We start from the raw sequence: 21,973 nt of genomic DNA on the forward strand, positions 1-21,973 counted from the left end.
TTGGTTTGGTTCGGACGTCGAAGCAAACGTTGCGATTTAGAGGTTGGTCGAGATGAATCTGCCAATCAGAAACTATGGCGGCGAGTGTGGGTCTCCCTTCGAAGACGCCACCGAGTGCGGGCCATGTCATCCGCGATTCAGGCCGCACCATCAGGCTGCCAGCCGGCGCCATGGGGCACACGACGGCCAGATTCTTGCGGTACGATCACACTTCCTGACAACCGGGGCTGTGCCTGAAGGGGTGCCGTCGCCCCTGGTTCGATCCTGGCAGCGAAGCAGTCAGTTCGGTTTTGCCTCTCCAACGCTGAACAAGCAGCGTGACCGGCTCGCAGAATCGGGGATCAAATCCCTGAAGGAGCGCAACAACGACCTGATCATGTCCGCTCTCGATGAGATGGCATCGCTCGGAGAGGAGTTAAGCGCCCAATGGGGTGTGGTCATTCTGACCGATCCTTCCGGTATTGTGCTGGCCCGCCAGGGCAATGGGTCGTTTTCCCTTGAGGCGGATCGGCTAGGGCTCAACGAGGGGTTCGATTGGTCGGAAGAGGCGATCGGGACGAACGCCATCGGGACGGTGGCGCTGGAAAGAACAGCTCTCACCATCACTGGCGCCGAGCATCTTTTCTGCCTCAATACGTCCATTAGCTGCTCGGCGGTGCCCATTCTCGATCCGTCGGGTGCGCTGGCTGGCGTGCTGGACGTCTCGACATCACTGTCGGTACCTCATGACTATCTGCCACTGCTGCTCAGGCGTTCCGCGCTCGAAATCGAACGTCGCCTGTTCGAGCAGCGCTTTCCGCGGCACCTGAAACTTCGGTTCCATTCCAGCGAACACCTTTTCGGTGGTATTCGCGACGGTCTTCTCGCTTTCGACGACGATCGCTTGGTCGGCGCCAACCGCGCTGCGCTGGAGCTGATCGGGCACGATTGGCCGATGGTTGGGATGGTGCGATTTGAAGAGCTTTTCACCACTGGATACGACACCGTTGAACGGATGGCGCTGTCCGGCAAAAGCAATCTTCGCTCGACTGATGGCAGAGAGTTTTTCGCGAGCCTGCAGCTACCAGCGAAATCGGCGCCCCTCACGCATTCGTCTTCGTTCGCCAGCTCGAACCGCGGAGCCGACGCGGATGAACCCGAGCAGGAAACGCGCCCGCATCTGATCATTTCGAAGATGCAGGAACGAGGCACGCTCAGATTCCGCAAAATGAAAGCCGGCCAGCTTCTTTACGGCGCCAATCTAGTGGACGCGTGCGGAGAGGCCATTCTGGTCTTCGCTTCGGGCCGGTATCGCTGTTTTGCATCGCATGAGGGTCGGGAACTAACCCTGTTCAGACTGGCGATCGGCGATGCCATACCCCTGGGTGCCGATCTCGCCGTCGAAGTTTGCGCGGATGGCGACGTCATCGTTATTCCGCGAACATTGTTCCAAAAGCTCCTGCGGAAATATCCCGAATTCGGTAGCTGCGTGATGCCGGTCATCGAGCGGCTGCTTGGTCAGTCGTTGGCCATGGTTGGCGATATGGCTTTCCGTAGCGTACGTCACCGGGTCATTCGCCATATTTGCACGCTCGCCGATCACGAAGGGTGCGAGACGCAAACCGGTACTGTCATCGAAGGGGCGCCGAGCGGTGAAGAGCTCGCCACGGCGATCGGCGCTGCCCGTCAGTCCGTTTCAACCGTTCTGGCCGAACTCATCCGTTGCGGTGAGGTGTACCGTCCTTCGCCCCGTACCCTAATAATACCGAATATCGACCGTCTCCGCGTGGAGCTGGAAAGCTCGGCTTGATTTCCAGCATTGCGGCCGCTTTCTAACCGGGACGACCAGGCAAGCGCTTTCGTTGGCGTAATCCATGTTGCGCGAACGGCGCGTGACATGTCGCCGCCAGCCAAGCTTCTTATCCATTTGGACCACTGGGCTAGGGAGAAACCTTGCCGCCCGACGCCTGTCGCCTAAGTGACAGCCTTTTCGCCCAAGTTAATGTAGCCAGAGTCAATCGTTTCAGTGGCTCATCGGGCGGAATACTGCCAGTCGCTTTGACTCGGGGAAAGCCCCCACCGTCGCTGAAACCGCACTGACAATATGAGGACTTTGGCGACGAGGTGTTCGGCGACAGCAAGAAAGACATCTTGGAACTTGGTCGGCTTCGAACTTGAGGCCCTTGAAATTCAAGACAAAATTAACAAGTTAAACATGATCTCTATAAGCTGTCCGAAGGTCGATGTTCCAAAAGTCCCAGACGATGCGCAGAAAGAATAATTGGATCGCCACTGGTTCAAAACCATAGGTCGACCATAATACTACGTGGAATGCGGTATGCAGCAGGACGTGACGCTTATTTCTTCGATTCTGCAGCTTCTCGCCGGAAATGGCGGGCCTTTTCTAAGTATTATTCTCCTCTCGCTTGAGGTCACGATCACCGCGGTCATCTGCGCGGGGCTCGTTGGGCTGCCTCTCGGCGCTGGTTTGGCTTTGGTGCGCTTTCGTGGGCGGACTGTGGTCATCGTTCTGGTCAATACGCTGATGGGTTTCCCACCCGTTGTCGCGGGTCTTGCGATCTTCCTGTTATTGTCGCGCTCCGGTCCGCTTGGCGGCCTGGGCCTGCTGTTCACGCCGAAGGCGATGATGATCGCGCAGTTCGTTCTGGTGTTGCCGATCATCGTGGCACTCACCCGACAGACGATCGAAGACCTGTGGGTCGAATATCAGGACCATCTGACCTCGCTCGGAGCGGGGCGTCTGAGTTCCATCCCCACTCTGTTATGGGATGCCCGGTTTTCGCTGGTGACCACGATGCTGGCCGGGCTCGGACGCGCCAGCGCCGAAGTCGGCGCCATCCTGATCGTTGGCGGCAACATTGCCGGCTTTACGCGCACAATGACGACTTCGATCGCCCTTGAAACATCGAAGGGCGATCTTCCCTTGGCCATGGCCCTCGGTGTCGTCCTCATGAGCCTAACGCTGGCAATCAACGGCCTCGCCTTCGGCATATCGCGCGTTGGCGCGCGCTTTTCCGGGAAAAGCTGATGCGCGATACGACTTCCCTGCTGCCCCTGATCGTGCGGGATCTCCGTCTGGAAATCGATGGGCGGCTTCTCCTCGACATACCTAGTGCGCGCATTCAGAACAGGCGACGCAACGTCATTCTTGGCCCCAACGGCGCCGGAAAGTCGCTGTTTCTCAAGGTTTGCCACGGACTTATTCGGCCGACTTCGGGTAGTGTCGACTTCACATTCCCGGCGTCTGCTGCCGAGATCCGGCGCAAACAGGCGATGGTCTTCCAAAAGCCTGTGATGCTGCGCCGTTCGGTTCGCGCCAATTTCACCCATGCGCTCGCCATGGCTGGCGTCGGTTGGCGTGTGCGGCGGCGCATCGCGGATGAGGCGATGGCGCAGTTCGGGCTTTCCGATCTCGCCGACAGTCCGGCCCGCGTGCTGTCGGGCGGAGAGCAGCAGCGACTTGCCATTGCCCGGGCCGCCAGCCTCAATCCCGATCTGCTTTATCTCGATGAGCCGACATCGTCGCTCGATCCGACGGCCAGTCGCCAAATCGAGGACATGCTGGATGTTCTGCACGAACGCGGTGTCACGCTTGTGCTGACCACCCACGACCTGGGCCTCGCGCGGCGCTTCGCCGACGTGATCTTCTTCTTTCACAACGGTCGGATTGTCGAAGAAAACGACGCCGAACACTTCTTCACCTCACCCAAAAGCGCTGAAGCGCAGGCTTTCCTTGAGCATCGCCTGTTCTGGTGAAGCCGCGGCAAGGCCCCTCGAAACTGGAGGAATTTCAAATGCTACGTCGTACTTTCGTCACTGCTGCCGCGTCCGCTCTGGTCGCCATCGGCATGTTGTCATCGGTTCAGGCCGAGGATCGGTTCATCACCGTCGCCTCCACAACCTCGACCCAGGACTCAGGGCTCTTCAACGTTCTGCTGCCCGCCTTCACGGCCAAGACCGGGATCACCGTGAAGGTGATTGCCCAGGGTACCGGCCAGGCGCTCGATACCGGGCGCCGGGGTGATGCCGATGTGGTGTTCGTGCATGCCAAGGCACAGGAGTTGAAGTTCCTCGCCGATGGCTTTGGCGTGAAGCGCTACCCGGTGATGTACAATGACTTCGTCGTCGTCGGCCCCAAGAGCGATCCGGCTGGCATCAACGGTACCAAGGATGTCGCCGCCGCCTTCAAGACGATCGCCGACAAGAAGGCGCCCTTCGTCTCGCGTGGAGACAAGTCCGGCACCAATACCGCCGAGTTGAACCTGTGGAAGACGGCAGGTGTCGACCTGCAGGCTGTCCGGGGCGAGTGGTACCGCGAGATCGGACAGGGCATGGGCGCCACGCTCAATACGGCGAACGCCATGGCTGCCTACACGCTGTCGGATCGCGGCACCTGGATCGCCTTCGCCAACAAGGGTGACCTCGGCGTCGTCGTCGAGGGCGACAAGAAGCTGTTCAACCAATACGGCGTCATGCTGGTCAACCCGGCGAAGATCCCAACGGTCAAGGTGGATGACGGCCAGGCCTTTGTCGATTGGCTCGTGTCGCCCGAAGGGCAGGCCGTGATCGCCGGATATCACATCGGTGACAAGCAGCTGTTCTTTCCGAACGCCAGTGATCCCAATGCCTGATAGGCGTCTCCGTGGACGGCCAGGGCAATCGGGTGAGAGGGCTTTGTGATGTGTCGGACATCGCCTGTTCGCCGGGTCGCCCTGGAAGCGGCTTGGGCTTGGCTTGATAGTCAGGCCCTTGCGGTTTCTCAGGAAAAGGCTGCTGTCGGCCCCGAGGTTGTCGGTCGCGTCCTCGCGTGCGATGTCCAGAGCGAAGCCGACCTTCCGGCAACGTCCATATCGGTCGTCGATGGCTTTGCCGTTCGCGCCGACGATATTCTCGGTGCCAGCGACTATAACCTCATCCACCTTTCTCTTGGTCTCAGTGACGGGGATGAGGCCGGGCGAGCTGTCGCGGTTGTTTCCGGGAGGCCGATCCCTGCTAGGTTTGATACCGTTCTTCCCGTCGACTGCGTTGAACGGAGCGAGGGGGCGATCGAGGTCGCTTCGGCAGTGCCGCGCGGCAATGGCGTCGTCCGGGCCGGACAAGCGGCGGCCTCTGGAAGTCGCCTCCTTTCGGCTGGGGCGCGCATAACACCGGCCGACATCATGCTGCTCCGCGAAGCTGGGTGCGCCGCGGTCACGCTCAAAGGGCAGTCCAAGATCGCGGTGATTTCCTTTGGGAGCAAAGGTGGAGCTGATACGTCCGGCGCCACGCTCGTTCAATTGATCGGGCGCGACGGTGCTCTCGCCTCGGAAATTGCGAGCTCTTCAACGGCTCTGTGTTTGGAGCGGTGTTCCGATGCCGACCTTGTCGTCGTTGTCGGCCGAAGCGGCTGGGGTGATGACGACGTTGCCGAAGGCCTGATCTGCCAACACGGCTCCCTCGATCACCATGGTCTAGCCCTTCGCCCCTGCAACAGTGTCGGTTTCGGTCATCTCGGCGGCGTTCCTCTCCTGCTGCTTCCCGGAGATCCGCTATCAGCCTGGGTGGCTTATGAGCTCCTCGTCGCGCGCTTGGTGCGGCGATGGAGCTCCCTGCCTTCGCGGCTCGCCTATGGTAGCGAGCCCCGCGCGCTGAGCCGCAAGATCGCCTCGCCGGTCGGTACGGCGGACTGGGTGCCACTTCTTTACGAAGGCGATGGCAGGGTAACACCGGTTCCCATTCCCGCCGCATGCCCCGTGTCGGTCCTGGGTCGCGCGCAAGCCTTTGCGCTGATCCCGGCCGCATCAGAGGGGGTCGCATCCGGCGACAGCATCACCATCCATCCTCTCAAGAGCTGAATTGAGGACCGAGCCATGACAGACTCCAACAAATCGCGAGCCAGCTCTTCCGAAGCCGCCACGACCGCTGAGATCGGCAAGGCGGCGCGTCAGGGGCAGTTTCTGGCGGTTGCCTCCCGCGCCGAGGCTGAAGAGCGTTTTCGCGCCCATCTCAAGCTTGGGCCGCTTGGCCTGGAAACGGTAGCGATCAGCAGCGCGCGGGGGCGCATCCTGGCCGAGGACCTGGCCGCCGCTGTCGATGTTCCCTGCTTCGACCGTTCGAATGTCGATGGTTTCGCGGTGCGCGCCTCCGATCTCGAACGGGCGGCCGCCGATGCGCCGGTGCGTCTCAAACTGAATGCCGAGCTGCTGACGCCGGGGGTCACGCCTGCGACGACCGTGGAGGCCGGTACGGCAACCGTTATCGCCACGGGCGGCATGGTTCCGCGCGGGGCCGATGCGGTGGTCATGGTCGAGCATACCGAGGTGGTCGAAGACGGCGGCGACAGCTTCGTTGAAGTAGTGCAGGCCCTGGTTCCCGGCTCGATGATCTCCGTGGCTGGCTCCGACATTGCCGCGGGCGAAACGGTTCTGCGGCGCGGCCTTGAGCTTGGCTCGCGCGAAATCGCCATGCTCGCGGCCATCGGCATTGCCGAAGTACCCGTCTTCCGCCGCCCGAAGGTGGCCATTCTCTCTACGGGCGACGAACTGATCGCTCCCGGTCAGCCGATGCTGCCCGGCAAGGTCTACGACAGCAACGGTCCGATGCTCGCGGCGGCGGTCGAGGAGCTTGGCTGTGAGGCCATGAGTCTCGGGATCATCGTTGACGACCAATCCCTGATCGAAGCGGCCGTCGACAGAGCGGTTCGCGATGCCGATGTCATTCTTCTTTCCGGCGGCACGTCCAAGGGGGCGGGAGATTTTTGCTACCACGCCGTGGCTCGTTTCAGCGATCCCGGCATCGTGGTGCACGGTGTGTCGATCAAGCCGGGAAAACCGCTGTGCCTGGCCGTGACGGCTGGCAAGCCGGTGGTGATCCTGCCAGGTTTTCCGACTGCCGCGACGTTCACCTTCCATGAGTTCGTCGCGCCGGTGCTGCGTGCCTTCTCAGGCTTGCCAGCGCTCCGGCGCGAGACGGCGAAGGCGGAACTTGCCGTCCGCACGGCCTCCGATCCGGGGCGCACCGATTACGTCCTGGTATCGCTGGCGGAAAAGCCTGGGGGTGGGCTTGCCGCCTATCCGATGGGCAAGAGCTCGGGAGCGGTCACCTCGTTCTCGCTGGCTGACGGCTTCTTCTCCATTGCCGACGACAGCGACATGGCGCAGGCCGGAACGTCTGTCGAGGTGGCGCTCGTCGGTTCGGGCAAATCGGTCGCCGATCTCACCATCATCGGCAGCCACTGTGTCGGCCTCGACTATCTGGTCGGTCGCCTGGCTCGGGAAGGATTTTCGGCCAAGGTCCTGTCCGTCGGCAGCAACGGCGGGCTTACGGCGGCCAAGCGCGGTGAGTGCGATATCGCCGGTGTCCATCTCATGGACCCGGTCAGCGGTGTTTATAACGAGCCCTATCTGACTGCGGATCTCCGTCTTTGCAAAGGTTATGGCCGATTGCAGGGTGTTGTGTTCCGCAAGGGCGATCCGCGCTTCGAAGGCATGACACCGAATGCAGCAGTGGCCGAAATACTCGCAGATCCGAGCTGCCTGATGGTCAACCGTAACGTGGGCAGCGGCACGCGCGTTCTGATCGATCGCCTGCTCGGGACTGCCAAACCCGCCGGTCACAGCCACCAGACACGGTCGCATAATGCGGTTGCCGTGGCTGTGGCGCAGAAGCGTGCCGACTGGGGGGTGGCCATCGAGACCATGGCCAGCTTCTACGGGCTTGGTTTCCTGCCGCTTCAGGAAGAGCTCTACGACTTCGTCATTCCGGCCGCGCGCTTCGAACGGCCTGCCGTGCGGCGCTTCAGAGAGTTGCTCGCCGATCCAAGCGTGATCGAGGACCTGAAGCGCCTTGGTTTCCGTATTGGAAGTGGCGCCGCCGAACCATCCCAGCCCGGCTGAGCCAAGCCTTGCGGTCGCGCAAGCTGTGCTCAGAAGGGATTTTTAGAGAGTGAAACATGTCGCCCAGACTCGTTGATGGCTTCGGACGAGCAATCACCTATCTCAGGGTGTCCGTAACGGATCGCTGTAACCTCCGCTGCAATTACTGCATGGCGGGTGAGGTACAGTTCTCTCCGCGCCAGGATGTCCTCAGCATCGAGGAGTTGGAGTTTCTGACGTCCGCTTTTGTCGCCTGTGGCATCAGGAAGGTCAGGATTACCGGCGGTGAGCCGCTGGTGCGCAAGGGCTTCATGCATCTTTTCGAGGGGTTGTCGCGGCATCTGAAGAGTGGCGCGCTGGATGAGCTCTGCGTGACGACCAACGGCATTCTGCTGGCCAAATACGCCCAGGGGCTCGCCGATTACGGTGTTCGGCGGGTGAACGTTTCGCTCGACACCCTCGATCCCGTGCGGTTCGCAGAGATCACCAGCGGCGGCGATGTCGAAGCGGTGCTGAGGGGCATCGAAGCTGCCCGCGCCGCCGGTCTGTCCATCAAGCTCAACGCTGTGGCCCAGAAGGGTTACATCGAGCGCGATGCCGAAACCCTCGTCCAGTTCGCCCAGGATCTCGGGCTGGACATCTCGTTCATCGAGACCATGCCGCTCGGTGAGGTCAAGTCCAACTGCGCCGACCACTATCTGCCGCTCGGCGACCTGCGAAGCCTGATCGCGCGCCGCTGGACATTGGCGGATACCGAGGAGACGACGGGCGGTCCGGCCCATTATGCTCGTATCGAGGAAACCGGAGGGCGGATCGGCTTCATCACCGCGCTCAGCAACTGCTTCTGCGAGGGGTGCAATCGCCTGCGTCTGAGCGCGACCGGAGCGCTCTACACCTGTCTCGGCCACGACGAATTCACCGACCTGCGTTCGATCATTCGCCAGGAAGGGCGAGCCGCCGACCTGGAAGACGCCATCCGCTTGGCTATCACAGCCAAGCCGAGATCCCATGAATTCGGCTCTGCTCCCGTCCGGGAGCCGGCCCTGAAGCGGCTGATGTCAGCATTGGGAGGGTGAGGCCTAAACTCCTACAGCGATACTCTAACGTGAAGCCATTCGTGCTTTTGCCGAGCGTAACGGGTATGATCTCGTCGACGATTATATTTTGACGCGGCTGTTTCCAGTGCCGATCCAATTGAAAGCTGACCGGGCTTCGCCGCGTTGCTCGACCGCATCGAGACCAACGGAGTGAGAGCGGTCTTCGTCGAGGACGCGTCGCGTTTTGCACGCGATCTGCTTACTCAATATCTTGATATTCTGCTTCTGATTGGTAGAGACGTAACCGTTCTGACCGCTACGGGAGACGATCTGACGAACACGACAGACCCGTACAAGGTGGCGATGCGGCAGATTGCCGCCGCCGTCGCACCGCTGGAAAAATCTCGCCTTGTCAGCAAACGGCTCAAAGTGGCGCGTGAGCGTAGACACGCCGCTGGCAAAAAGTGTGACGGCCGGCAGTCTCAAGGCGCATTGCAGCCAGACGTCGTCACTCTTGCCCAAAATTTGCACCGCAAACCCAGAAAGGGAAAGCGGATGTCACTTCGTGATGTGTCGACTGAACTACCTCGCCGTCGCCATGTCAGCGCGAAAGGATCTCCATTTTTGCCATCCGTTGTTCGTACAGTGGTTCAAGCAGGATTATTGCAACACTGTTCTGCATCCTCGCAGAAATAGTGTACCGCCTTCCGGTGAGATCGAAGCTACGCCCTGCAAGGGTACGCTTATGGGAAATCGCGGTGATCTTCAGGCCTTGGTGGGACGGTGGTCCGAACATGGAAATGCCGACGCTGGATTTCATGCACCACGGAGTGCATTGGCAGCCCGGTAGTCTTCGATACGCCCGGCAGGTATACGCCGTGAGGGGCGACCATTAGATGCGCTTGTCCAAGCGAGAAATAGAGGTTTCGATCCGCGCCCCTGCGTGAGGGGCGACGGCTTGTCGTTCGCTCGTTCATGGGGTTTGGTTCGTTTCGATCCGCGCCCCTGCGTGAGGGGCGACCGCCGTTCGGCTTCGGCTGCGTGCCTGATCCGAAGTTTCGATCCGCGCCCCTGCGTGAGGGGCGACGCTCGGCGCCAAGCAACAAGGCCTGCCGGAGAAGTTTCGATCCGCGCCCCTGCGTGAGGGGCGACAGGACGCGGGTCACTTCGACCTCCGCAGCCAATGGTTTCGATCCGCGCCCCTGCGTGAGGGGCGACTCTCGATCATCGACCAGCGCGGATCAAAGTGGCTGTTTCGATCCGCGCCCCTGCGTGAGGGGCGACCGCCGGAGGCCGTCGATGCCCCGAACACGATAGAGTTTCGATCCGCGCCCCTGCGTGAGGGGCGACGCCTGCTTTTGGGCTATGGGCGTAGCCTGAACGGGTTTCGATCCGCGCCCCTGCGTGAGGGGCGACAAATCCTCGCCGGGGGCGGACCCCAAGGCGCTTGTTTCGATCCGCGCCCCTGCGTGAGGGGCGACGGCGCGGATGAACGGAATTCCGTTGGAAATGGCGTTTCGATCCGCGCCCCTGCGTGAGGGGCGACGGTCGCCGGGGAAGGCGCGGATGGTCTGGTAGAAGTTTCGATCCGCGCCCCTGCGTGAGGGGCGACGGAGGCCATAGACTGTCTTGCCGGCGCCGAGGTCGTTTCGATCCGCGCCCCTGCGTGAGGGGCGACATTGCGCCTATCGCACCATGCTCGACTATCGCGAGTTTCGATCCGCGCCCCTGCGTGAGGGGCGACGACGCGCGGCGAGGCGCTCGACTGGTCGGAGAAGTTTCGATCCGCGCCCCTGCGTGAGGGGCGACCCGTCACTGCACTACCGCCATCGATAGAGTAGGTGTTTCGATCCGCGCCCCTGCGTGAGGGGCGACATTACCGGATCATCAGGCGCAAGCGTAGCACCAGTTTCGATCCGCGCCCCTGCGTGAGGGGCGACAGGTAGTCTTCCATATAGGCGGCTGCGTTGTCGGCGTTTCGATCCGCGCCCCTGCGTGAGGGGCGACACGGGATTGCTCCATGTCGTCGTCGAGATCGACGGTTTCGATCCGCGCCCCTGCGTGAGGGGCGACTCTCCTCGGAGTTTCTCCTGCTTGATCAAAAGGTGTTTCGATCCGCGCCCCTGCGTGAGGGGCGACAGGCCGGCCCAAAGCCGTTGCGGTGCTGATGTCCGTTTCGATCCGCGCCCCTGCGTGAGGGGCGACCGCCATCCGGGCGACAACGGCGAGCACCGTCACTGTTTCGATCCGCGCCCCTGCGTGAGGGGCGACTGCGGGTATTACAAGCTGCCAACCAACGCGGATTGGTTTCGATCCGCGCCCCTGCGTGAGGGGCGACCATGGCGCCGAAGCATCGGATGGCCGCCGTGGTGGTTTCGATCCGCGCCCCTGCGTGAGGGGCGACAAGGTCACTGTCGAGCTGATGGGGTGATGCGATGTTTCGATCCGCGCCCCTGCGTGAGGGGCGACCTGCGGTCGCTCGACTATGTCACCGTCGAGGCGATGTTTCGATCCGCGCCCCTGCGTGAGGGGCGACGGCGGTCTGACGCCAGCGACGGGGTTGACCTTGACGTTTCGATCCGCGCCCCTGCGTGAGGGGCGACGGCGAGATGTAGATTTCCTGGCCGGGTTGGTTGACGTTTCGATCCGCGCCCCTGCGTGAGGGGCGACGAGCCTGGGGTGTTCCATATCCCAGAAGGTTGCTTTGTTTCGATCCGCGCCCCTGCGTGAGGGGCGACCTCCCAGCCAGCCAGCGGGTCGGCGGCTGTCGGCAGTTTCGATCCGCGCCCCTGCGTGAGGGGCGACTCCAAGCTCGGCCAGACGGTCCTCGACGATCTTGTGTTTCGATCCGCGCCCCTGCGTGAGGGGCGACAGGTTGGCCGGCGACAACTGATCGGTCTTGCGCTGTTTCGATCCGCGCCCCTGCGTGAGGGGCGACAGGCCGATATCGCTGGCAGCCACGAGCTCTACGAGTTTCGATCCGCGCCCCTGCGTGAGGGGCGACTTCATGGGGCTGAAGGAAATCGCCGGGTCGACCTCGTTTCGATCCGCGCCCCTGCGTGAGGGGCGACTGGCGTCCATCTGGTCGACGACGAAGACCTTATCGGTTTCGATCCGCGCCCCTGCGTGAGGGGCGACCAGCGCCACCGCCGGTGGCCGCGTCGGCGATAGAGTTTCGATCCGCGCCCCTGCGTGAGGGGCGACCAGCTTGCTGGACAAAACCGACCAGCCGGCAGTGAGTTTCGATCCGCGCCCCTGCGTGAGGGGCGACCTAAACTGACATTGACGCCGATGAGGCCAAAGTTGTTTCGATCCGCGCCCCTGCGTGAGGGGCGACTGGGGCATGACGTGGCGCGGATCGGCGAGTGGCTGTTTCGATCCGCGCCCCTGCGTGAGGGGCGACAGCGGCTTCGATGGCCGCCTCTATTGCTGGCCAGTTTCGATCCGCGCCCCTGCGTGAGGGGCGACAAGCGCACTGTCACCGGCGACCCGGTGTTTGCTTCGTTTCGATCCGCGCCCCTGCGTGAGGGGCGACAACTGCGAGGGCAGCATTTTCGTTGCTCCACAAATGTTTCGATCCGCGCCCCTGCGTGAGGGGCGACTCAAGCCGCTGCCTGTCCGCGAGATCCTGCACCTGTTTCGATCCGCGCCCCTGCGTGAGGGGCGACGACCACGACGGTGGATGGCGGCGAGGTGATGGACGTTTCGATCCGCGCCCCTGCGTGAGGGGCGACAAGGTCGCGAGCCCAACGGGGCGCGACGTCAGCGTTTCGATCCGCGCCCCTGCGTGAGGGGCGACGCGTGGCACGCGATCCTTGAGAGCGCCGCGGCGGAGTTTCGATCCGCGCCCCTGCGTGAGGGGCGACCGCCAGCCTTGGGCCTGGGCCATTATCCATGCCGGGTTTCGATCCGCGCCCCTGCGTGAGGGGCGACCCGGTGCCTCGGCGGCAAGCTGCTCGGCCGGGCACAGTTTCGATCCGCGCCCCTGCGTGAGGGGCGACGCAAGTCGTTGTGCTCGATGCCGCCAATCAAAGGTTTCGATCCGCGCCCCTGCGTGAGGGGCGACCGGCGGGCGTTGTCCTCGGTCGGGTGGGCATACATGTTTCGATCCGCGCCCCTGCGTGAGGGGCGACCTGGCGCGGAAGCGGAGACACTGTTCGGGTTGATCGTTTCGATCCGCGCCCCTGCGTGAGGGGCGACGACCGATCTGATGATCGGACTGCGCCAGCTTGATGTTTCGATCCGCGCCCCTGCGTGAGGGGCGACCGGGCCTCTAGAGACAGGCGATGACGGTAAGGATGTTTCGATCCGCGCCCCTGCGTGAGGGGCGACGGCGTGGATCGGAACGACTGGATGGCCAATATCAGTTTCGATCCGCGCCCCTGCGTGAGGGGCGACCTCCGTCAGCGTGTCGGTGTCTTTGCTATTGAGGTTTCGATCCGCGCCCCTGCGTGAGGGGCGACCTCGCTCTTCTTGGGCACGTGCCGGCCACTGGACGGTTTCGATCCGCGCCCCTGCGTGAGGGGCGACATGTATCGGTGGCCGTGCTCGACATCTTTATCACCGTTTCGATCCGCGCCCCTGCGTGAGGGGCGACGGCATATTGTCGTCGGTGACCACCGGCTTCTGAAGTTTCGATCCGCGCCCCTGCGTGAGGGGCGACCGCCCTTGTGAGGCGGGTCTATGGGTTTAACGATGGTTTCGATCCGCGCCCCTGCGTGAGGGGCGACTTATTCAATCCCGGCGATATTGGTCCGTCTTCTTGGTTTCGATCCGCGCCCCTGCGTGAGGGGCGACGTGTCAGGCTCGCCCGTCACGTAGACGGTTGGACGTTTCGATCCGCGCCCCTGCGTGAGGGGCGACCCAGAAGGAAAGCCATCGTGCCGCCAAGGATGGTTTCGATCCGCGCCCCTGCGTGAGGGGCGACGTGACGGCACAATGACCACTGTCGGGGCGCTGGTGTTTCGATCCGCGCCCCTGCGTGAGGGGCGACAGTGCAATAGCGACACTGACCGCTTTTTACATAACGTTTCGATCCGCGCCCCTGCGTGAGGGGCGACGCCCTTGCCCTACGCATGGCGCTATTGCTCTAGGGTTTCGATCCGCGCCCCTGCGTGAGGGGCGACTCGACATCGGCTCCGGCCGGCGAGGATTTCGCAAGTTTCGATCCGCGCCCCTGCGTGAGGGGCGACCCCGAGGCGGACGCAGCCATCGCGGCTATGGCCGTTTCGATCCGCGCCCCTGCGTGAGGGGCGACGTCCGGCGGGGCCGGTGGAACGGGCATCGGCTGGTTTCGATCCGCGCCCCTGCGTGAGGGGCGACGAGCGTGACCACGTCCGGGTCGCCTTCCTGCTGAAGTTTCGATCCGCGCCCCTGCGTGAGGGGCGACCGACGATGCGGATCTTGTGGGACGTGCCGAGCAGCGTTTCGATCCGCGCCCCTGCGTGAGGGGCGACGTTGGGGCATGACGTGGCGCGGATCGGCGAGTGGCTGTTTCGATCCGCGCCCCTGCGTGAGGGGCGACTCTCGTGCCCGCATTCATCAAAGCATCGAGGGTCTGTTTCGATCCGCGCCCCTGCGTGAGGGGCGACAACCCTAAGCGTCATCAACAGGAGTCGAGAACATGTTTCGATCCGCGCCCCTGCGTGAGGGGCGACAAGCCAAGTTGGGCCAAACTCATTGCGGATTGCATGTTTCGATCCGCGCCCCTGCGTGAGGGGCGACGAGCCGATCAACCTGCTTCTGCATGGACTGGCTAGTTTCGATCCGCGCCCCTGCGTGAGGGGCGACTGTTCGCGTTTCGGCAGAGCGTCGCGCAATTCCTCGTTTCGATCCGCGCCCCTGCGTGAGGGGCGACGCACGGATCAGGCCAACACGGCGCTGGAAAAAGCGTTTCGATCCGCGCCCCTGCGTGAGGGGCGACCGTAGCCGGTGGCCCACCGACCGAGCTGGTACGGGTTTCGATCCGCGCCCCTGCGTGAGGGGCGACGCGGCCGGCGGCAACATGCTTGCGGGTGATATTGAGGTTTCGATCCGCGCCCCTGCGTGAGGGGCGACCTCCAAGGTCGCGCAGTGCTTTCGGCATCGAAAACGGTTTCGATCCGCGCCCCTGCGTGAGGGGCGACCTGTCGGCGCCGCCGACCGGCGGGGTGGTGGGCAGGTTTCGATCCGCGCCCCTGCGTGAGGGGCGACGCCCATTCCTTGGGGATGGCCCTGCCGTAATCGGGGTTTCGATCCGCGCCCCTGCGTGAGGGGCGACTGTCCAATCTATTTCGCGCGCACGCGGGAATAAGGGTTTCGATCCGCGCCCCTGCGTGAGGGGCGACTTGATCGCCTTGGGCGGTTGGGTACTATGGTCGATGTTTCGATCCGCGCCCCTGCGTGAGGGGCGACCGAACGCCTCGGTCAGCACTTCGGGCGACATGGCGTTTCGATCCGCGCCCCTGCGTGAGGGGCGACCGGACTCCATCGGCTCATTGGTCTGGCCTCCTGGAGTTTCGATCCGCGCCCCTGCGTGAGGGGCGACCATCGCCGATGGTGCAACCGACTTCTCAGTTGGTGTTTCGATCCGCGCCCCTGCGTGAGGGGCGACCGGCGCCGGGGCGATCGTGCTGGCCGATAAGCCGGTTTCGATCCGCGCCCCTGCGTGAGGGGCGACGATGGGGCACTTCCACACGGCGCTGCAACTCGAGGTTTCGATCCGCGCCCCTGCGTGAGGGGCGACCTTTGCGGAGTTTCCACCGTGCCAAAGCATGCGAGTTTCGATCCGCGCCCCTGCGTGAGGGGCGACCGGTGTTCACGAGGTAGGTCATGGATCAACGCGAGTTTCGATCCGCGCCCCTGCGTGAGGGGCGACTCCCGATGGACCGGCGGCTGAAGCCCCAAACTTGGTTTCGATCCGCGCCCCTGCGTGAGGGGCGACATGCGGTCAGCCACCGAGCCAAAGTCGAATTTGTAGTTTCGATCCGCGCCCCTGCGTGAGGGGCGACTTAAGGCCATCGGCCTCGCGCCGCAGCTCGTAGCGTTTCGATCCGCGCCCCTGCGTGAGGGGCGACAACGCCGCCAGATCCTGGACATCTGTTGTCACGAGTTTCGATCCGCGCCCCTGCGTGAGGGGCGACCGTCGATCGCCGCGTCAGCTTCCTGCTCGGCGGTGTTTCGATCCGCGCCCCTGCGTGAGGGGCGACGCGCGGTCATCTCAGCTGATCTCCTCATACTCGCTGTTTCGATCCGCGCCCCTGCGTGAGGGGCGACCTTCCCACTCGGCAACGCGTTCAATGTGCTCCGGTTTCGATCCGCGCCCCTGCGTGAGGGGCGACTCCGGCGCATCCGGCAGCATGGCCTCTGGCCAGGAGTTTCGATCCGCGCCCCTGCGTGAGGGGCGACTGCTTATCTCCTACTGCATTGGTTCGAAAAGGAGAAGTCCGACGGCTGCGCGAAAGGGGAGCGACCAACATCGGTCGAGCCGCTCATAGACTCTGCCGGTCTCATAGATATTCACGATTTCAATGAACTGGCCTTGGTGCGAACCTCGCCGCCTTCTCTGCATCGCTTGACGTTCGCGCTGCTTTTCCCCGTCAGACAATCAGCGTGCCGCCAAGGTCCACCGCCGGCTTTGCGCCGACATGCTCGATCCGGCGCTGCCAGTTGGCACCGAGGTAGTAGTAGCGCAGGCTGTCGGTCTCCGGCTTGATGATCGCCTCGAGCCTCGCCTTGAGCTGCGTCCACTGTGCCGGATCAACCTCGATCTCGAAGACCGAAAACTGCACGCGCTGGCCATAGTCGCGGCATGCCTTGGCGACCGAGCGGAGACGCGCCTTGCCTCCTGGCTCGATGGTGTTGACATCGTAGGTGACAAGAACCAGCACGGCCACCTCCTATTTCCAGAACCATGGCGGATAGGCATCAAGGTCGCCACGGAGGTGACGGGCCAGCATTTGGGCTTGGATGTAAGGCACAAGGCCGAGCGGCGCCTTCTCGTCGAGGAAGGGGTGCTGCCGTTCGTCTTTCTTGCGTTCCTGCCAAGCGGTCAGAACGGTTTTGCGCGCATCGTCCCGGAGAAACACGGCGCCGCTATCCTGGCGCTCGAAGTCGCCGGCCCGAAGCTGGCGGCGGTTGACGAGCGACAGCGCCAGCCGGTCGGCCAATACCGGCCGGAGTTCCTCCATGAGATCGAGGGCGAGCGATGGCCGGCCCGGTCGGTCGCGATGCAGAAATCCGACGGCGGGGTCGAGGCCGACAGCCTCTGCCGCCGCCCGGCAATCGTGGGTGAGCAGCGTGTAGAGGAAGGACAGCAGCGCGTTGATCGGATCGAGCGGTGGCCGGCGGGAGCGACCGGACCAGCGCAGCTCGGCGTCGGGGCTGCGGATCAGAAGATCGAAGACGGAGAAGTAGAGGTTGGCCGCCTCTCCTTCCGAGCCGCGCAGTTCGTCGACGCCGCCGTCGGATCGCTCAGCGCGGGCGAGAATACGGGCGAGGCGCTCGACGACGCGGCCGATGGCTTCTGCGTCGGTGACGGGATATTCCCCGCCATAGTCCCGAAGAGCCCGCTGCAGCACGGCTCGCTGATTGGCCACCTTGCCGACCACCAGCGAGCGGACGATTTCCGTCGGGGTGTCGGACGCAAGGTACTGTGCTCGGCGCAGCAGCACGTTGCCGGAAACCGGCCCCTCGATGCGCGCCTCGAAACGGCCGTTGCGATCAAGCAGCACGACGACGATTCCGGCCGAGGCGCAGGCGCCGATCAGGGCAGGCGAGACGCTGATGGCGCCGAACACCACCAGCGAGGCCAGCATGTGCAGGGGCACCCTGGCTTTTTCTTCTCCGTCGACGAAAGCCACAACGTTCTCGCCGTCCTTGCGGAGGCTCGCCCCTTCGGTGGTGACGTAGACGGAATTGAGCAGCTTCTTCATGGGGCATCCCCGGCAATGTCGGCGTCGACCATGCGCCGCCGGAAGGCCGCCGCCGAACGCCGCACGGCGGCCGGACGACAGAGATCGGCGAGCGAACAGGCCTTGCAGCGACTGCGTTGAGACGTCGGTGGTGGGGTGCGGCCGGAGGCGAAGACGGCGGAGAGTTCGGCGATGGTGGCGAGCGTCAGCGACCGCAGGCCCTCGTCGAAAGGCACCTCCACTCGGCGACGCGTCTCGGCGTAGAAAAGGGCACCAGCCCGTACAGGCTGGCCCAGCATGTCCTCAAGGCAGAGCCCCTGGGCACAAAGCTGGATGTCGTCGGCCCGGTGCAGTTTGGGTTTGCCGCGCTTGAGCTCGACCGGGAAGGCAATCTCGCCGCCGGCACCGTCGGGCGTGAACTCCACCAAATCGGCAACACCGGCAATGCCAAGCCGCGGCGAGGCAAGCTGCAGGTTGGTGACGCGCCTGAGGCCCTTCACCCGCCGGCTGCCGGGCTTGTCGACGGCGACGTGCAGCACATGCCCCTCGGCCGTGAAGCGGTTCTCCTCCCAGAGCCTTTCGAGGTGGATCAGCGCCGCCTGCCGGAGGCAATAGGCGGCGTGCTGCAGTGCCGAGAGCGGGATCGGCTCCCGCTCAGGTGCAATCGCCACCTCCGGCAGGGCCGGTGCCATCACAACCGCTCGATGATCTCGACGCCGTCCGGCAGGCCGGCACGATCGATCTCGACGATGTAGTCGGAGAAGGCGCGGGCCGGTGGTGCGTTGTTGATCCGCGGGTCCTTCACATCACGGGAGGCGCCGTCGATGTTGCGGCCGACCTTTACCCGCTCGAACAGGGCGTGGGCGGGCGCGTTGCCGAGCGGCAGCGCATGCTTGAACACGATCAGCTTGCGGCTGGCCATCTCGCCGCGCGCCGCAGAGTGGTCGTGCTCGAACATCTCCTCGAGCGCTTTGAACAACAAAGCAAGATCGGCCTCGCCGAAGCCGGTGCGCTCAGCGAGCTTGGCGGAAATGAAGCCATGGGCGCGATAAAGGCCGTAGGGCACGATATGTTTGCGCCCCATGGTGCGGTTGTCGGTGCGGTCGACACTGTCGTCGCCCTCGGCCTTCTGCTTCTTCTCGGCCTCGTTGGTGGCCGCCATCCGGGTGATGGAGATTTCCTGCGGCACGATCGGCTCGATTGACTGGGCGAAGGTGAGCTGCGCCGGGCCTCGCACCTGGCCACAGTTGACGCCGGTGCTCATGACGGCGCCGAAGGTTCGCACGTCGAAGAAATTGCGGCACATGAAGTCGGTCAGCTTCTTCGCCTCGGCGTCGTCCTTGGGGTTTAGCTTGGCGTCCTTGTCGACCTTGGCGTCGCTCGGGCGCAGGGCGCGGTAGGCCTGTCGGTGCTTGTCGTTGAGGATGGAGCCGTCCTCGACGTAGATGTGCAACCCGTCCTCGCCAGCGTGCGCGAAGTCGACATAGTTGCGGATTTTACGTTTCAGGCTGACGTCGGAAACGAGGCCGTGGTTGGTCTCCGGGTCGATGCGCGGCATGTTGCCGGCGTCCGGGTCACCGTTGGGGTTGCCGCGAATGACGTCGAACAGCAGAACGAAATCATAGCGATTGGCGATGGCGGTCATTTCGCGGTTTCCTCCGAGGCGGTGTCGTCCTTGTGGGATTTGAAAAAGTCGTTGCGCTGGTGGTAGTAGCCGAGGCCGAACAGCGCCTGATCCTCGGCGGACAGCGAAGCGGGGAATGGATCAGCTGCCGGGTCCATCGCTCCCATGATCTCGCCGACCAACTTCTCGAGATTGACCTTTCGGCCGGGCGACTGCTTGCCAAGTTTGCTGAGGTGATTGGCCGAGCCACGCTCCAACAGCGAGAACACCTTGCGCGGCTGGGCAGAGGCGGCGCCGTAGAACTTGTCCTTGACGGTGGCATTCACCTTGCCGCCAAGGGCATCGGTCTGGATGCGTTCGTAGACAGCAAACAGCCGTCCGAGCCGGTATCCCTTGTTGGGGTAGTCGGGTTGCAGGGCCACAGGTGTATCCTCCCTGGAGAAATTTCTCACGATGATGGCTTTGAGCATGGAGACGCGCAGCGTGTTGACGTCCTGATCGGACCTCAGCCGCATCAGCACGTTGGACAGCAGCGTCAGCGGATAGGGCGTGCCGGCAAGGATCGAGCGCATCCACTCGCCGGCAAGATTGGGCGGCACGTTCTCGCGCTTGCCGAGCACGGCGGTTTCAACGAGATAGCGCCAGAGCGGTGGCGAGCCATCACGCGGCGGCGGCTCAAGCCGCATGTCCTCGACATAGCGGCGGTAGTTCTCGGCCAGCGTTCCGAAGTCCTTGTCGTAGTAGAAGCGGATCGACAGGCGGGCGGCGTTGGGTGCAAGGCCGAGCACGTAGAAACGGACGCCGTCGGCAAGTTCGGGCGCCACCTTTGACAACGGTTCGCCGGCCTTGATCTGGGCGAGCCTCGTGCCGACAAGGGCAGCCTGAGCCTTCTCGTCGATCGTCGCCTCTTCCGGGGCGCTGCCTTCGAACAGGCCGGCAAATATGTTTTCAGCTTCACGCTCCTTGTCGGCCTCGGAGGCGTCGGCCCAGAAGACAGTAGAGGCGTCGCCGATCTGGATGCGGTGGCCGCTGTCCCTTTCGAGGAAGCGGTTGAGCACGGTGGTGTAGGCGAAGGCGGCGGCCTCCGAGACCTGTGCGTTGTCGCCCTGCTCGTGACCATAGGACGTGAAGGCGTCGAGATTGAAGGAAACGATAGACGCTCCCGACGACTGCGCGCCCCAGACGCCCTTGATAGCCGGATGGAGACGCGCGACCGGCGCCCGGTCGCCTGACACCAGACAGATCGCCTCCGACTTGTCGCCGGAGGCCGACAGGCGCGCCCATAGCGCTCGCGCCGCCGGCCGGTCATGGATGCGGATGTCCCTGCGTCGCTCGCTTTCGAGCGCGAAGACGACGTTCTGATCCTTCATCTCCTGGGGCCAGCCGAGTTCGACGAAGCGCTCGGGCGTCCATGTCTTCAGGAAGCCGACGAGAGCGACAAGACCGGGGTCATCGGCCCCTCCGAGGTCGACTATGTGGCGGTCGACGAAGGCCGCATGCTCGTCGGTGGTTCGCTTGCCCTCACCGGCTGTGACGCCGAGCACATAAGAGCTTTTGTCCCAAAGGAAGTTGGGGGCAATGCCGGCCGTACGCTTGATCGCCTGCGGCACGAACAGCTGTCGCGGCGTGCGCTTCTTGTCTTCGCCACGCAGATCGTGCGGCAAACCGACCGGTACACCGGCTTCGTCGAGCGCAATCAGGAAGCTGATCTTCTCCGACGAAAAACCAAAGGGCGGAGCGCCCTCCAGTCCATTGTAGGCGTGGACGAGAGACGAGAGGATGCTCATCGCTTCACCTCCGACGATGTCGGGTGTGGCACTTTGACGACGCCATCCCTTAGCTCGGCGCGGAAGAACAGCGAGGGTCGGCCGGGTGCGGCATGGTCGATGTCGTAGAGCATGAAGCCGAGATCGCGCGGTTGGCCGAACCCGAGATCGGACGTCCGATCGGGCGGGTCGACGTCGGGGAACGGGCCATCCGGCGACAGCAGATCGAAGGCGGCGGGGAACTCGCGCGTGCCGAGACAGGGTTGATGGAAGCACTGGCCGCGGGCGGCGCGGCGGTTGAAAGTGTCGAGGTGCTTGCCTTCGTTGTCGTCGTCGCCAGCCCGCGTCGTCAGTTCGAAATGGGCCGAGATGACATAGGCGACGTCGACCAGCACTGTGGCGGCCCGCTGCTGACGGTCCTCGTCGACCAGAAGTTGGAAGTCTTCGAGGCTACCCCGGTTCATCGCCGTCTTGATCTTGCCGGCTGGCGCCTTGTGGCCAACCTCGTTGCGGCGGATCGACTGAAAACGGATCGGTTTCAGCACGCGAATTTCGTCGATGATCCAGCGGATTGCCGGCTTCCAATGGATGGCTTCGAGAATGCCGCGCGCCGCCGACGGCGTCATCACGTCATAAGAGACGCGCTCCACCTTCATCTCGGGGCGCGTGAAGCAGGCCCGGTCGCCAGAAACCTTCAGTCGGATGCCATAGGGCATGCTTTCACTCCTCGAAATAGCCTCCGGGGAGAATCCCCGGAGGTTTTTCAGCTAGAGCGTGAAACACATAACTATGTTTCGATCCG

The 21,973-nt window shown here is 63.5% G+C and carries 13 protein-coding genes, 1 pseudogene and 1 CRISPR repeat array; of the genes and pseudogenes, 8 read left to right on the top strand and 6 right to left on the bottom strand.

Annotated elements, in window-relative coordinates:
- Positions 1-52 precede the first annotated feature (52 nt).
- The 8 genes and pseudogenes from AB6N07_RS05600 to AB6N07_RS05635 form a co-directional block, all read left to right on the top strand.
- Positions 53-1,789, top strand: a complete 1,737-nt coding sequence (locus tag AB6N07_RS05600; protein WP_370676823.1) for a GAF domain-containing protein — start codon at positions 53-55, stop codon at positions 1,787-1,789.
- A gap of 528 nt (positions 1,790-2,317) precedes the next feature.
- Positions 2,318-3,028 carry an ABC transporter permease gene (locus AB6N07_RS05605; protein WP_370676824.1) on the top strand — a complete coding sequence of 237 codons (711 nt, stop codon included), beginning with the start codon at positions 2,318-2,320 and terminating at the stop codon, positions 3,026-3,028.
- The gene (locus AB6N07_RS05610; protein WP_370676825.1) at positions 3,028-3,756 is read left to right on the top strand and encodes an ATP-binding cassette domain-containing protein; all 729 of its coding nucleotides are present in this window, start codon (positions 3,028-3,030) and stop codon (positions 3,754-3,756) included. The genes AB6N07_RS05605 and AB6N07_RS05610 overlap by 1 nt, the downstream gene beginning before the upstream one ends.
- Positions 3,757-3,794: 38 nt before the next feature.
- Positions 3,795-4,631, top strand: a complete 837-nt coding sequence (locus tag AB6N07_RS05615; RefSeq protein WP_370676826.1) for a substrate-binding domain-containing protein — start codon at positions 3,795-3,797, stop codon at positions 4,629-4,631.
- Positions 4,632-4,679: 48 nt separating this feature from the next.
- Positions 4,680-5,834, top strand: a complete 1,155-nt coding sequence (locus AB6N07_RS05620) for a hypothetical protein (RefSeq protein ID WP_370676827.1) — start codon at positions 4,680-4,682, stop codon at positions 5,832-5,834.
- Positions 5,835-5,849: 15 nt separating this feature from the next.
- The gene (locus AB6N07_RS05625) at positions 5,850-7,874 is read left to right on the top strand and encodes a molybdopterin biosynthesis protein (RefSeq protein WP_370676828.1); all 2,025 of its coding nucleotides are present in this window, start codon (positions 5,850-5,852) and stop codon (positions 7,872-7,874) included.
- Positions 7,875-7,930: 56 nt separating this feature from the next.
- The gene (gene moaA, locus AB6N07_RS05630; protein WP_370676829.1) at positions 7,931-8,929 is read left to right on the top strand and encodes a GTP 3',8-cyclase MoaA; all 999 of its coding nucleotides are present in this window, start codon (positions 7,931-7,933) and stop codon (positions 8,927-8,929) included.
- A 141-nt stretch (positions 8,930-9,070) separates the two neighbouring features.
- Positions 9,071-9,586, top strand: a pseudogene (locus AB6N07_RS05635) (recombinase family protein); the annotation flags it as partial.
- Between the two features lie 162 nt (positions 9,587-9,748).
- Positions 9,749-16,276: a CRISPR direct-repeat array (repeat unit 32 nt; unit sequence GTTTCGATCCGCGCCCCTGCGTGAGGGGCGAC).
- Positions 16,277-16,467: 191 nt separating this feature from the next.
- Here the strand turns inward: AB6N07_RS05635 and cas2 are convergent.
- Genes cas2 through cas5c form a run of 6 tightly spaced genes read right to left on the bottom strand, consistent with a single transcriptional unit; the run spans position 16,468 to position 21,887 of the window.
- On the bottom strand, positions 16,468-16,758 hold the full coding sequence (gene cas2, locus AB6N07_RS05640; RefSeq protein ID WP_370676830.1) for a CRISPR-associated endonuclease Cas2: 291 nt from the start codon (positions 16,756-16,758) through the stop codon (positions 16,468-16,470).
- 9 nt (positions 16,759-16,767) lie between these two features.
- Positions 16,768-17,802 carry a type I-C CRISPR-associated endonuclease Cas1c gene (cas1c, locus tag AB6N07_RS05645; RefSeq protein WP_370676831.1) on the bottom strand — a complete coding sequence of 345 codons (1,035 nt, stop codon included), beginning with the start codon at positions 17,800-17,802 and terminating at the stop codon, positions 16,768-16,770.
- Positions 17,799-18,473 (bottom strand): CRISPR-associated protein Cas4, encoded by a 675-nt coding sequence (cas4, locus tag AB6N07_RS05650; RefSeq protein ID WP_370676832.1) that lies wholly within the window; start codon positions 18,471-18,473, stop codon positions 17,799-17,801. Before cas4 ends, cas1c begins: the two co-directional genes overlap by 4 nt.
- Entirely contained in the window at positions 18,473-19,426 is a 954-nt protein-coding gene (cas7c, locus tag AB6N07_RS05655) for a type I-C CRISPR-associated protein Cas7/Csd2 (RefSeq protein ID WP_370676833.1), read from the bottom strand. Before cas7c ends, cas4 begins: the two co-directional genes overlap by 1 nt.
- Entirely contained in the window at positions 19,423-21,192 is a 1,770-nt protein-coding gene (cas8c, locus tag AB6N07_RS05660) for a type I-C CRISPR-associated protein Cas8c/Csd1 (protein WP_370676834.1), read from the bottom strand. Before cas8c ends, cas7c begins: the two co-directional genes overlap by 4 nt.
- Complete coding sequence (gene cas5c / locus AB6N07_RS05665; protein ID WP_370676835.1) at positions 21,189-21,887, bottom strand: type I-C CRISPR-associated protein Cas5c; 699 nt, start codon at positions 21,885-21,887, stop codon at positions 21,189-21,191. The genes cas8c and cas5c overlap by 4 nt, the downstream gene beginning before the upstream one ends.
- Positions 21,888-21,973 lie beyond the last annotated feature (86 nt).

Source organism: Pleomorphomonas sp. PLEO, assembly GCF_041320595.1.
Taxonomy (GTDB): Bacteria; Pseudomonadota; Alphaproteobacteria; order Rhizobiales; family Pleomorphomonadaceae; genus Pleomorphomonas.

Bases quoted from the DNA above. Each gene is read 5' to 3' on its own strand.
- moaA (WP_370676829.1), top strand. From the start codon at position 7,931: ATGTCGCCCAGACTCGTTGATGGCTTCGGACGAGCAATCACCTATCTC.
- cas8c (WP_370676834.1), bottom strand. From the start codon at position 21,192: ATGAGCATCCTCTCGTCTCTCGTCCACGCCTACAATGGACTGGAGGGC.
- cas1c (WP_370676831.1), bottom strand. From the start codon at position 17,802: ATGAAGAAGCTGCTCAATTCCGTCTACGTCACCACCGAAGGGGCGAGC.
- cas5c (WP_370676835.1), bottom strand. From the start codon at position 21,887: ATGCCCTATGGCATCCGACTGAAGGTTTCTGGCGACCGGGCCTGCTTC.
- cas7c (WP_370676833.1), bottom strand. From the start codon at position 19,426: ATGACCGCCATCGCCAATCGCTATGATTTCGTTCTGCTGTTCGACGTC.
- cas4 (WP_370676832.1), bottom strand. From the start codon at position 18,473: ATGGCACCGGCCCTGCCGGAGGTGGCGATTGCACCTGAGCGGGAGCCG.
- AB6N07_RS05600 (WP_370676823.1), top strand. From the start codon at position 53: ATGAATCTGCCAATCAGAAACTATGGCGGCGAGTGTGGGTCTCCCTTC.
- AB6N07_RS05625 (WP_370676828.1), top strand. From the start codon at position 5,850: ATGACAGACTCCAACAAATCGCGAGCCAGCTCTTCCGAAGCCGCCACG.
- AB6N07_RS05615 (WP_370676826.1), top strand. From the start codon at position 3,795: ATGCTACGTCGTACTTTCGTCACTGCTGCCGCGTCCGCTCTGGTCGCC.
- AB6N07_RS05620 (WP_370676827.1), top strand. From the start codon at position 4,680: ATGTGTCGGACATCGCCTGTTCGCCGGGTCGCCCTGGAAGCGGCTTGG.
- AB6N07_RS05610 (WP_370676825.1), top strand. From the start codon at position 3,028: ATGCGCGATACGACTTCCCTGCTGCCCCTGATCGTGCGGGATCTCCGT.
- AB6N07_RS05605 (WP_370676824.1), top strand. From the start codon at position 2,318: ATGCAGCAGGACGTGACGCTTATTTCTTCGATTCTGCAGCTTCTCGCC.